Here is an 11,804-nt window from a genome sequence, read left to right as displayed (position 1 = left end):
TTCTGGATCAGGCTCCTCTTTTTTTGGTAAAGCCCATCAGGTCCATTTGCATGGTAAATATATCCCTTGCCTTAAGGCTTTGTAAGGCTCCTTCCATAAAAAAGGTTTCTCCCGCCTTTTCTGTCTTATCCCGTCTTACGTCCCAACCCCAGAGAATGGTGGGGACACCGTCTCCTGTATGGTCTCTTGCTTCACAGGGGGTGGAATGGTCTGCTGTGAAAGCGATGTAACATTGTTCTCCGTTAATGTGATCCATGATATAGCCTGCCATGCCGTCGATCTCTTCTATGATCCGGACCTTTTCCAGAGGCTGGTTGTCATGACCTGCCAGATCGGTGCCCTTTATATGGACGATGACCCAGTCGTAGCCTTCCTTTATCGATTCCACAGCCTTCCTGGCTTTTCCCATGATGTCTGTGCGAAATCCCCCGGTAAAGGAATCCTGTATGTAATAATCGAATCCAACCAGCCGGGCGATCCCTCCTACTGTGATATCGCCTGCAATGCAGAGGGCGCGGATGCCCAGCTGCCGGGCCGTACTCGGTATGGTGCTTAGCTGCCCCGGCCCCCTGGTTATGATTACGTTAGCCGGCAGCAGGCCCTTCCTGATCCGTTCCTGGTTGACAGGATGGTTTTTTAGGATCTCTATAGCATTCCTGGTGAATTCCCACAGGTTTTCAGCAGTTTTTGCAGCCTCTTTACAGGCCGGATCCTCTGGACAGGGGATTACCAGCTTTGCTCCTTCGTTTGCAGTACCTACATCTGTGGGTACAATAGCCGCAGACAGTCCCTTCCCTCGAAGTACCACTGCGACCCTGTGCTGGGTCAGCTCTTTCACGAGAACTGTTGTGCCGTCTCTAAGCTTCATTCCGGATAAGGCTTCGGCAAGTTCCCTGGTCCCCTCCTGAATCCGTCCGGCTCTCCGGTCGATCACTGTATATTCCTCGTCAATGGTTCCAAAATTCCCCCGAAAGGCAACATCTCCTTCCAGGATTTCGATTCCTCCGCTTAAAGCTTCCAGAGGGCCTCTGCCGGGGTAGTACTTATCGGAATCGCAGCCAAAGATCTCCATATGGCCCACATCGGTGCCAACGGGTATCCCTGGGGCGATAGGATAGACGTTCCCTGTGCAGCCTTCCCTTGCCAGGCGGTCCAGGTTTGGCGTATTTGCATATTCTAACGGGGTTAAACCGCCCAGCGCTTTTATTGGCCGGTCTCCCAGCCCATCTGAAATAATCAGTATTCCCTGTCTTTTCCTCATATGATCACTCATCCTTTTTTCGATTTATTCATTGACCGGCTTTTTAAGCAGGTCTAAATTGCGGTACATGAATCCGGCTGACAGCAGGATAATGATGATCCATAGGAAAACAGAGGAACCGCTTTTCTTGTCAAACACGTTAATGGCAAGCTTTGATTCTTTTCCCGGGGAAACCTTTCCGAAATCAAATCCTCCGAACGTATATCCGTCCTCGCTGGTGATGGTGAAAGGCTTTTTATCGGAATAATCCACGATATTAAGAAGCTCTTTTCCCTTTGGGACGGCAATTTTCATCTGGTAAGAACCGATGGATATTGGGGTGGTGTTTTTGGCCTTAAATGAGAGTTCCTTTGCATTGCCGGGATAGGTATCGCCCAAATCCGCAGCTTCTCCTGCGTAAAATCCTTTTCCCCGTAAAACCACCTGAAAGGAAACCTCCTTTTCATTTTCAGCAAACACCGCCAGATAATAAGACAGGTCGCCATCTGTTTTTTCAGTAACTTCATCTGCTGTCAGAGTACCGGAGATAGCTTTCATGGATTCTATGGCAGCATCCTTCCAAATGGGAAAGATGACTTCCCCGGATTCATTGGTTTTGGCATTTATGGTCTGGGTAATGATTCCATCTTGCCCATCAGGCGTTATCCGGTCTTCCATGGATACTACTTTACCGGCATCTCCTGCGTAGGAGGTCTGTACCGCCGCCAATGAGACAAACAGGCAGAGGCATGAGATATATGATAATTTTTTTATTCTGTTCATATAGTTTTTTCCTTTCTGTTATACCAGTCCAATGAATCGGAACCAGGTCAGGGAGGCGATGATCATTAAGCCCCATTTGGCAAGCAGCACCAGTGTGCCGTAAAGCATTTGTTCAAGGACATTGAAAAAGCCGGTATTGTAATAGATTAAATTGACTTTGCTGTGAGGCGGCAAAGTAATGGTATCGGAAATGCAAAATGCAGCCGGAAGGGCCAGGGCAACAGGATTGATCCCGGTTGCATTGGCGATGCCGATGATTGTGGGAATAAGAATAATGGTCCGCACTGTCTTGGAGGTGAAGATAAAGTGGCTAAAGCTGGCGATCAGCATGATGACAGCAAATATTACAGTAAAGCTCATATTCTCAATGCCTAAGTGGGCGAACAGAGCGTTAAGCCCCCATGCAGCCACACCGGTTTCATCCAAAGCCACTCCTGCAGCATAAGCCCCGCAGGCGAAAATCAGAAGATTCCAGGAAATTTTGGCCTCTTTCCATTTCAGTATGCCAAGATAGGGCATGAAGAATAATGCCGCTGATAAAATAGCTACCATTACAAGGCTGAGCTGGAATCCGAATAAATGAATCTGCCTGGTATCAATGGCCCATAAGGCAATGGTGATGCCAAAGATGACCAATGCTTTCTTTTCCACCAGACTCATTTTACCAAGATTTTTGCGTTCCTCTTCCAGAAGGCTTAAGTTAATCTTTGCATTGGAAGCAGGAATTTTAAACAATAGTTTTCCTATGAAAAATGATGCCAGCAATGTGAGTATGGTGACCGGGGCGGATGCAATGAACCAGTAGGTCCATGAAATGTTCTGCCCGGTTAAATCCTTAATAAAGCCGATGGCCATGATCTGGGCGCTGGTTGCGGTTACGATGGCTCCTGTGGACAGGTTATTGGACTGAATTCCCTGTAAGGCAAGAAGTTTTCCCAGATTATTCTTAGGGTCGTTCATAGTAGTTCCGAATGCTTCGATTACCAGCAGAACAATGGGAAACATCATTGCCGCCCGGGCCGTGGTGGAGGGTACGACAAAAGCAATCAGGAAGTTGGTTGCCATCAGTAGAAGCAGAATGCTGTTTGCGCTTTTTCCGAACCTGGTTATGAGATTTAAGGCAAGCCGTTTAGCAAGGCCGCTTTTTTCCATGCCTGAGGCGATGATAAAGGCTGCAAATGTCAGCCAGATAACCTCATAGCCCAACACGCCCATGGCTTTTTCTTCTTCCCAGACGCCAAGGATGGGAAGGGCCACAATGACAAGAAGGGAGACCGTGTAATTAGGAATGCTTTCCGAGACCCATAAAATAAGGGCAGTTAAGAATACCCCCAGAGCCATCTTTCCTGCATAGGACAGTCCTACAGGGACCGGGGTGGAATAGAATAGGCCGAATACAATCAGTGCGGCCGGAAGCCCGAAGAATTGCATTTTCAGTTCAAAAGGGCTTTTGACTTTTTTTACTTTGATTTCTGGTGCTGACAATGTTGCTTTTGCTTCATTCATGGCAGCATCTCCTTTCTTACAATATCTTATTGTAGCCTAAGTGTAATTTTTTTGTAAAGAAAAGTACAACGATAGATTTTTATATTTATTTCGTTCTTAGGGGAGAATTCCATGACTTTATAAATTAATCTTATAGGGTTGGGGAAAATGTTTATTAAGAATAGAATATTTGACATGATTTTGTGAATTTGCTATAATCTCCATAAATATATTTTATGCAAAAGACGTTAAGGAGAATGATCATGAATCTGGAAACCTTGGAAACCTTTATAAAAGTTGCCGGAAACCATAGTTTTACCCAGACTGCTTCAGAGATGTTCTGCTCCCAGGCGGCTGTTTCCATACGCATGAAAAGCCTGGAAAAACATTTTGATACTACATTATTTGAAAGGGATAATAACAGGATAGGATTGACAAAGGAAGGGAAGCTGCTTCTGCCTTACGTGGAGACGGTCATGGAAACCATGAGAGGGGCGGAAAAGGAGATATACGCCTCCCAGAATCTGAAAAACAGGGAAATACGCTTCGCATGCTCCGGTACGCCCGGAACTTATATCTTTCCGCCGATCATTCATGCCTTTTCCGCCAAATATCCGTCTGTGACCGTGGTAAACCACGTAGAATACACTCAGAATGTTTTTGAGGATATTGAAGCCAAGGTTTTTCCTCTGGGTTTTGTGAGCCAGCCTTTCCCACCGCAAAGAGAGTCACTGCTGTATGAGGAGCTGATGGACGATCCGCTGGTTTTTTTTGCATCCGTAGAAAATCCATTATGCCGGAAAGATGAGGTTACGCTGGAAGATCTGGTAGGAGAAACCCTAATGACCACCAATCACCGTTCATCCATTGTGAAATACTTAGAATCAGCTGGAAGCCTAAATTTCCCGAAGAGGAACATCCAGGCCATTGGAAACATTGAAGCGGTAAAAAAATGCGTGGTAGATAATAAGGGAATCGGCATATTATCGGTCCTTGCTATTGAGACAGAACGTAAATACGGAGTAATAAAAGAATTAAAGCTTAAGGATCCCATAAATCTTACCAGAAAAATATATGCGCTGTATCATAAGGATCAGCCATTATCACTTCCTGATGAAGTGTTTCTGGATTTTGTGAAGAATTATATATGATGCTCCATAGAGGGAAATCCCCTATGGAGCGCCTTCTATTCGAACAGCACCAGGTTGATAAATGCCTGGAATGCTTCTGTCTGAAATTTGTCTTTATGAAACACCACATGATTCATACAGCTGATATCCAAGTTTTTCACCTCTATTTCAGTGACTTCCCCTCTTTTTATAGACTCATCGGCTAAAATCCTGGGAACAATGCCGATTCCGATATTTTCCTTCACCGCCTGCAGGATCACATCCGAGTTGGTGCTTACCCATTGCGGCTCGGCCGATAAATTGTTTAATGCCAGGGCACAGTCAAAGGTATCCCGGATGGTACAGCCCTGTTCTCTCAAAAGCAGGGGCTCTTCCATAAGCCGGTCCAGAGCCACCGGCTGTGCAAGGCGTTCTGCAAAAGGATGGCCGGGAGCGCAGATAACTGCCATAGGATAGGAGGAAAAAGGAATCTTCTCCAACTGTTCATCCGCTATAACACCCTCGATCAGACCGATATCCAATTCGTTTTTTAAAAGCTTACTTGTGACTTCAAGAGAATTGTTAACGGTCACCTTTAGCTGGGTATCTGGGTTTGTCAGGGTAAAGCGGGATACCACTTTGGGAAGTAAGTAGCTGGCAAGGGTTACACAGGAGCCGATCCGTAAAGGAGCCTGCAGATGCAGGGAGCCGGAGTAGTTTTCCAGATCCTGATACAATTCCAGGAGAGGAATGACCTTAGACAAATAAAATTTTCCGTTTTCATTGATGACCACTCTTCGGGACACACGGTTAAACAGAGGAGAACCGACGGATTCTTCCAGTTCGTTGATGGCGTGAGAGATGGCAGGCTGGGTCATGGACAGCGCTTTGGCCGCTCCGGTGATGCTGCCTTCTTCACACACCGTTTTAAAGATAGTAAGATGTCTTAAGTTCATATCAGGGATCCTTCCATTACCAAGATGTTATATAACAATCTTCATTATATCATTTTGATAATGGTATGAACAGAGATTTAGAAAAAAATGTCAAAAATATTTAAAGCCTCACCATCATCAGATGGGCGGCCGCATAACTTCCATCCCGGTATTTAAAGCAATACTCCCTGGTGCCGTAAATCTCAAAACCGTACTTTTTATAAAGAGCCAGACCCCGTTCATTTTCACTTACCACTTCCAGCTCCAACTGCTCATAGCCCATTTCCCGAGCTCCCCTTATGATGGCTCCAAGGAGATGGGAACCGATCCCAAGCCCCCAGTATGGCTTGCATATGGAGATGCCAAAGGTGGCCCGGTGGGCATAACGGTCAAATAATGCAATGGGGTTGATTCCGGCATTTGCAATAATCTTCCCGTTAACTACGGCGCAGATCATCAAATCCTTCTGGCTTTTAAGGAGGGAAGAAAGAAAATCCTGTTCATGGTGGAGAGAAATGTTGATCTCATCTGCGTACCGGGACATATACCTGGTCTCCTCTGAAGTCTGGCTCATGAGTCTTAAGATAGCGGCTGCGTCACCAGGGCCGGGACTTTTTAAGAGGCATGGGGTCCCGTTTTTTAACAGGACTTCTTTTGGTTTGTATTCCATAATTGAATTACCTCCTGAAAGGAAAAAGAAAGCAGCTGATTTTGCGGCTTTCTTTTTCTGTCTTAGTTTATTTGGAACCAGGTATCTTTACAGCCGTTTTGCAATGGCCTTTATAAATTCCTCACTGTTTAAAGTTGTTGGATTAGGAATGGTAGTAATGAGTGCCAGATCTTTTGTCATTTCACCGGCTTCGATGGTATCAATGGTCGCCTGCTCCAGTTTATCAGCAAATGCGGCCAGTTCTGCGTTTCCATCCAGTTCTCCCCGCTTTCTCAGTGCACCGGTCCATGCAAAGATGGTGGCAACGGAGTTCGTGGAGGTTTCCTCCCCCTTTAAGTGCTTGTAGTAATGGCGCTGTACGGTTCCGTGGGCGGCCTCGTATTCATAATCCCCATCCGGAGATACCAGGACAGAGGTCATCATAGCCAGAGATCCGAAAGCAGATGATATCATATCGCTCATTACATCGCCGTCATAGTTTTTGCAGGCCCAGATATAGCCCCCTTCTGATTTCATGACGCGGGCGACTGCATCATCGATCAGGGTGTAGAAATAGGTGATGCCGGCCTCTTTAAATTTGTCCTCGTAATCAGCCTCAAAGATATCCTGGAAAATATCCTTGAAGGTATGGTCGTATTTCTTTGAAATGGTATCCTTGGTGGCAAACCATACATCCTGACGGGTGTCAAGAGCGTAATTAAAACAGCTTCTTGCAAAGCTTTCAATGGAATCGTTTAAGTTGTGCATTCCCTGTACGATTCCAGGACCGTTAAAGGAATGGACCAGCTCCCGTGTTTCGCTTCCATCCTCTGCGGTATAGACAAGTTCTACTTTACCGGTTCCGGGGATCTTCATTTCAGATCCTTTATAAACATCACCGTAAGCATGCCTTGCTATGGTAATAGGTTTTTTCCAGTTCATCACACATGGTTCGATTCCCTTTACAACAATGGGAGCGCGGAACACGGTTCCGTCTAAGATTGCCCGAATGGTGCCGTTTGGACTTTTCCACATCTCTTTTAGGCTATATTCCTTTACACGGTCTGCGTTGGGAGTGATGGTGGCACACTTGACAGCGACCTTATATTTTTTGGTGGCATTGGCGGAGTCAATGGTCACCTGGTCGTTTGTCTTGTCACGGTATTCCAGGCCCAGGTCGTAGTATTCTGTATTTAAATCAATATATGGCAGCAGAAGGTGGTCTTTGATCATCTGCCAGAGAATCCTGGTCATTTCATCGCCATCCATTTCGACGATAGGGGTTGTCATCTTAATCTTATCCATGTGTTTGTCCTCCTTAGAAATGTTCGTGTTATGCTATAGTATACGATGAATTATAAAATCACACAAGCGTTTCTATGTAAACTTATCCAGCCATTTTTCAATATTATACACAGTTTTCGGCTCGATGAAATGTTCCACCTTTTCCACCTGCTCTAACTCATCAGAATTTTGATTGATGTAGCAGAAAAAACGGTGGAGGACCTCATGGCGGAATAATAAATATTCTCCCAGCTCTAAGCCGTCCTCTGTCAGGGATACGGTGCCGTATTTCTCAAAGCATACCAGTCCCTGTTTCCTTAAATTTCCCACCATTTTTGATGCGGAAGAAGGCTTTACATGCAGGCATTCCGCCAGCTCCTTGATGCGGACAGGCTGGCCGTCACGATGAATCCTGCATATCATTTCCAGATAATCTTCCATGGAGGAAGTGATTTGCGTATGCTCCAAGAGGGAGTAACCCTTCAGGGTATAGAAATTATCGGTTTGGGCCATGGTTCGATCCTTTCTTTTAACCTTTGAATATTACTTATATTTATTCTCACATAGGGAGATCTATGAGTGGGGAGGGTAAAAGGAGGGATGATTCGTTTCACGCTAGCCTAATAGCATTTTGAACAGGGAGTTCTGCCCAGGGCTTCTGCATCTGATTGTGTCATGTGAGCTGGGCCTTTCATATTACTGCAGTTTGGATTTGAATGATATTTTGTGCCGGTTCTTGACACCCATACCATTCTTTCCTTATTATTGCTTACAGCAGTACTTTGAGAGGTATCCCGGGCCGGCTGCGGGGCAGTTTCTGTATTACTGTTTGACGCTGTGGTGTTTGTCGGAGAATTGGCGGCGGTTTTTATCTGTACTGTGCCGGATATGACCAATGCTCCGTTAGCATCCACCGTTTTTCCGTCGGGAGTCGTGGTATCGGTCAGGCAATAGCCGCTTTCATTGAAATAATAGCATTCTGATACGCCGTCTGAATTTCCATCAATCCATTGCCAACTGCTTACCGGATAGGTACCATCATCATTTTGGTACCACCAGCCTTTGGCATCCTGGTTCCATTGTCCGGCAAACGCGGAAAAACTCATTGTAATAGAAAGAACGGCTGCGGCAAATAAAAGTTTCACTTTTTTCATGATTCTACCCCCATTTTAAACTTTAATAAGATGTCTGTGGATTTAATCCATTTAGATTATTTATCAATTAAATTCTAACAAAATACTTAAAAATTCTCAATACAATTCTATGATAATTGTATCGAAACTGCATAGTATCCATGTTGCTTCGCTTATTAAAGCATGTACGGATTAAGGAGCGGACCTTGAGATGTTTCCTGATAAATTATCAGATGTGATTTTATAAAAAAAAGTTTACATCAGAACCAAATCCGTGTATAATGAAGTCTTACAAGTGTAAGATTAAAGGAGAACTATTTTGCGCAATCATAAATTATGGAAAAAAGAGAATCTTTCCGGACTTCAATTACTGGACCGGATTCCAAGGCTGGCAATCCTGGGTGTTTTATTCGGATTTCTGTTTCTGGCTCTTATTTCACGGCTGTACCGTCTTCAGATCCTGGAGGGGGCAGCTAATCAGGAAGAATTTATGAGTTCCATAATGAAGACTCAGAGACTAGCCGGAAGCCGGGGAAACATCTATGACAGGAATGGGAATTTACTGGCTTCAAACCGGCTTTCCTATGATATAACCCTGGAAGACTCCCAGAATTACAGATCCAACAAAGAACGTCAGCGGTCCTTGAACGGAATTGCCTATCAGCTGATCCGCCTGGTTCAGGATGAGAACAAGCTGAATACAGTTTTGCCTATATCTGTGGACGAACAGGGAAACTATGGGTATACAGAAGAAGGGTGGAAGCTCAGCCGTTTCAAAGCCGATTTTTATGGAAAAAGTACGGTAGATGAGCTGACGGAAGAACAAAAATCTGTAACAGCAGAAGAACTCATGAAAAAATTATGCGGCAAGGAAAAGTTCCTGATTGAGGATGCTTACACAGAGGAAGAACAGGATCAATACGGACTGCCTCATACCCTTACTGCTAAGGATATTTTGCAGATAGCAAACATCCGTTACGGCCTTTCCTTAAATTCATACAGAAAGTACCTTCCATATCTGGTCGCATCAGATGTTTCGGAGGAAGCGATGGTGGCGGTGTTGGAAATGAAACGCAGCCTGCCTGGGGCGGATATCCAGGAAGGCAGCATCCGTGTTTACGACGGAGGAGAAAGCCTTTCATCCATATTGGGGTATACCGGACCTATTTCCGCCGATGAACTGGAAGCAGGGAATCGGGAAGGTACCGTGTACACGAACCAGTCCACGATAGGAAAAGGCGGAATTGAGAAATCGATGGAAGACCGGCTTCGTGGCCAGGATGGCATGGAACAGTTTTATACGGACGTTGTAGGAAACCGGAAATCGGATCCCGAAATTACCAGGGTACCCCAGTCTGGAAACGATATTTACTTAACCATTGACAAGGATTTACAGAATGCGGTTTATCAGATGCTGGAACAGCAGATTGCCGGAATCCTCCTTGCCAACATGTCAGAGAGCAAAAGGGCGGACATGCCAAAAGCAGCCGACGCCTCCCAGATCCGGATTTCATCGGATGAAGTGTATTTTGCATTAATAAAGAATCATGTCATTGATACCGGACGGCTGCAGGAAGCGGATGCAACGGATCTTGAGAAGGCTGTCTATGAAAGGTTTACAAATAAGAAAGAGCAGGTTTTTAGGGAGTTTTCTGATTCCTTTGATGTTTCAGACTCCGGGTATGACTCTTTAAGCGGTGAGGTGAAAGGTTATTATGATTATCTTCTGGATGTAGTAAAGAAGAAAAAAATACTTTCGGATAAAAGCGGGGATTGGGACCGGAAGGAAAAAAGTTTCCGCCAGTATCTTTCCGATTGTATTGCAAATGGCTGGATTGATTTAGGCCAGGTGGAATCCTCTGAAAAATATATGACACTTGAAAACAGCAGACGCCTGACGGAAGAAATGATCCTGGACAGTTTAAAGAAAGATTCCGGTTTTGATTTACTGATATTTCAGACAATGTTAACAGAAGGTACTTTAACTGGGGAGGATGTAGAAAAACTCCTTTATGATCAGGGAATCCTATCAAAAGAGGACCCGGATTATGCCCTTCTTACCAATGGGCAGCTGAATGCCTGGCAGTTTATACGTAAGAAAATAAAAAATCTGGAGATTACCCCGGCCCAGCTGGCGTTAAACCCCTGTTCCGGATCGGCTGTAGTGGTTAGCCCCAAGGACGGACAGGTGCTCGCCTGCGTAAGCTACCCGGGCTATGATAATAACCGGCTGGCAAATCAGATGGATACGGAATACTATCAGAGGCTTGCAGCAGATTTATCCCTGCCCCTGTTTAACCGGGCTACCAGCCAGCTGACGGCTCCTGGTTCCACCTTTAAGCCGGTAACGGTAATTGCAGGATTGAATGAAGGGGCCATCAGTACAGATACCAGTATCGTATGTACCGGCGTATTTGATAAGATAGAGCCTCCTCTGCGCTGCTGGAAACGGTCAGGACACGGTCCGATTCTCTCCAGTGCTGATGCCCTTAAAAATTCCTGTAATGTTTATCTGTCCGAAATCACATACCGGCTGGGAACGGTCGAGGATGGGTTGTTTTCGGAAGAGAAAGGACTCAATAAGCTTCGGGAATATGCCGGCTTGCTTGACCTGGATAAAAAAACAGGCATTGAAATCGGGGAAGCGGAACCTCATGTAACGGATCGGTTTGCCATACCTTCTTCCATTGGACAGGGAACCCATAACTATACGACGACACAGATTGCGCGTTATACCTCAACACTAGCTAACCATGGGAATAGCTATGACCTTTCCCTGATTTATAAAGTGACAGATTCAGATGGCAATACGATCCAGTCCTTTACGCCTGTGCTTCAGTCCAATGTTTCAATTCCGGACTACATATGGAATGACGTGGCAAAGGGTATGAATGAACTGGCAAAAACCAATGCAACCTTAAAAGACTTAAAAGTGAATGCAGCCGGAAAGACCGGAACGGCAGAGGAATCCAAAAGCCGGCCAAACCACGGGCTTTTCATAGGATATGCTCCGTTTGAGGACCCGCAGATAGCCGTAACTGTGCGGGTCGCCAACGGCTACAGTTCCGGCAATGTGGTCGGGGTAGGAAAAGAGATATTCAACTATTACTTTCATCTGGAAGATCCCGCTGATATCCTTACCGGGACTGCTTCCGGCGTTTCCAATAATCTGCGGACGGATTAACA

Annotated in this window: 10 protein-coding genes; 2 read left to right on the top strand and 8 right to left on the bottom strand. The window is 45.4% G+C overall.

Going from position 1 to position 11,804, the window contains the following annotated elements; all coding sequences use genetic code 11:
• Positions 1-7: 7 nt before the first annotated feature.
• The 3 genes from apgM to BMX69_RS14890 are packed head-to-tail and all read right to left on the bottom strand — an operon-like array spanning position 8 to position 3,529.
• The gene (gene apgM, locus BMX69_RS14900; protein ID WP_100042777.1) at positions 8-1,261 is read right to left on the bottom strand and encodes a 2,3-bisphosphoglycerate-independent phosphoglycerate mutase; all 1,254 of its coding nucleotides are present in this window, start codon (positions 1,259-1,261) and stop codon (positions 8-10) included.
• 24 nt (positions 1,262-1,285) lie between these two features.
• A complete protein-coding gene (locus BMX69_RS14895) occupies positions 1,286-2,023 on the bottom strand; it encodes a hypothetical protein (protein WP_054791139.1) in 738 nt (245 codons plus the stop codon).
• A gap of 18 nt (positions 2,024-2,041) precedes the next feature.
• Entirely contained in the window at positions 2,042-3,529 is a 1,488-nt protein-coding gene (locus BMX69_RS14890; RefSeq protein WP_092243705.1) for an SLC13 family permease, read from the bottom strand.
• A gap of 242 nt (positions 3,530-3,771) precedes the next feature.
• Between BMX69_RS14890 and BMX69_RS14885 the strand changes: the two genes are divergently transcribed.
• Positions 3,772-4,659, top strand: coding sequence for a LysR family transcriptional regulator (locus BMX69_RS14885; RefSeq protein WP_160117916.1), 888 nt, complete (start codon positions 3,772-3,774; stop codon positions 4,657-4,659).
• Positions 4,660-4,694: 35 nt separating this feature from the next.
• Here the strand turns inward: BMX69_RS14885 and BMX69_RS14880 are convergent, their stop codons facing one another.
• From BMX69_RS14880 to BMX69_RS14860, 5 genes are all read right to left on the bottom strand, one after another.
• Positions 4,695-5,573, bottom strand: a complete 879-nt coding sequence (locus tag BMX69_RS14880; RefSeq protein WP_100042775.1) for a LysR family transcriptional regulator — start codon at positions 5,571-5,573, stop codon at positions 4,695-4,697.
• A 100-nt stretch (positions 5,574-5,673) separates the two neighbouring features.
• A complete protein-coding gene (locus BMX69_RS14875) occupies positions 5,674-6,222 on the bottom strand; it encodes a GNAT family N-acetyltransferase (RefSeq protein WP_025234731.1) in 549 nt (182 codons plus the stop codon).
• A gap of 87 nt (positions 6,223-6,309) precedes the next feature.
• Complete coding sequence (locus BMX69_RS14870) at positions 6,310-7,506, bottom strand: NADP-dependent isocitrate dehydrogenase (protein ID WP_100042774.1); 1,197 nt, start codon at positions 7,504-7,506, stop codon at positions 6,310-6,312.
• Between the two features lie 72 nt (positions 7,507-7,578).
• Positions 7,579-7,998, bottom strand: coding sequence for a metal-dependent transcriptional regulator (locus BMX69_RS14865; RefSeq protein ID WP_025234729.1), 420 nt, complete (start codon positions 7,996-7,998; stop codon positions 7,579-7,581).
• Positions 7,999-8,105: 107 nt separating this feature from the next.
• Positions 8,106-8,639, bottom strand: coding sequence for a hypothetical protein (locus BMX69_RS14860; RefSeq protein ID WP_100042773.1), 534 nt, complete (start codon positions 8,637-8,639; stop codon positions 8,106-8,108).
• 298 nt (positions 8,640-8,937) lie between these two features.
• On the opposite strand from BMX69_RS14860, the gene BMX69_RS14855 reads away from it, so the two are divergent.
• Positions 8,938-11,802: a penicillin-binding transpeptidase domain-containing protein gene (locus BMX69_RS14855; protein WP_100042772.1), complete on the top strand. Its 2,865-nt coding sequence runs from the start codon at positions 8,938-8,940 to the stop codon at positions 11,800-11,802.
• The last annotated feature ends 2 nt before the right edge of the window (positions 11,803-11,804 follow it).

It is taken from the genome of Lacrimispora sphenoides JCM 1415 (assembly GCF_900105615.1).
GTDB lineage: Bacteria > Bacillota > Clostridia > Lachnospirales > Lachnospiraceae > Lacrimispora > Lacrimispora sphenoides.
This window is presented reverse-complemented; position numbering and strand designations above follow the sequence as displayed.

What these genes read in the sequence shown, in the direction of transcription:
- BMX69_RS14895 (WP_054791139.1), bottom strand. Translation starts at nt 2,023, where the DNA reads ATGAACAGAATAAAAAAATTATCATATATCTCATGCCTCTGCCTGTTT.
- BMX69_RS14875 (WP_025234731.1), bottom strand. Translation starts at nt 6,222, where the DNA reads ATGGAATACAAACCAAAAGAAGTCCTGTTAAAAAACGGGACCCCATGC.
- BMX69_RS14860 (WP_100042773.1), bottom strand. Translation starts at nt 8,639, where the DNA reads ATGAAAAAAGTGAAACTTTTATTTGCCGCAGCCGTTCTTTCTATTACA.
- apgM (WP_100042777.1), bottom strand. Translation starts at nt 1,261, where the DNA reads ATGAGGAAAAGACAGGGAATACTGATTATTTCAGATGGGCTGGGAGAC.
- BMX69_RS14885 (WP_160117916.1), top strand. Translation starts at nt 3,772, where the DNA reads ATGAATCTGGAAACCTTGGAAACCTTTATAAAAGTTGCCGGAAACCAT.
- BMX69_RS14880 (WP_100042775.1), bottom strand. Translation starts at nt 5,573, where the DNA reads ATGAACTTAAGACATCTTACTATCTTTAAAACGGTGTGTGAAGAAGGC.
- BMX69_RS14865 (WP_025234729.1), bottom strand. Translation starts at nt 7,998, where the DNA reads ATGGCCCAAACCGATAATTTCTATACCCTGAAGGGTTACTCCCTCTTG.
- BMX69_RS14870 (WP_100042774.1), bottom strand. Translation starts at nt 7,506, where the DNA reads ATGGATAAGATTAAGATGACAACCCCTATCGTCGAAATGGATGGCGAT.
- BMX69_RS14890 (WP_092243705.1), bottom strand. Translation starts at nt 3,529, where the DNA reads ATGAATGAAGCAAAAGCAACATTGTCAGCACCAGAAATCAAAGTAAAA.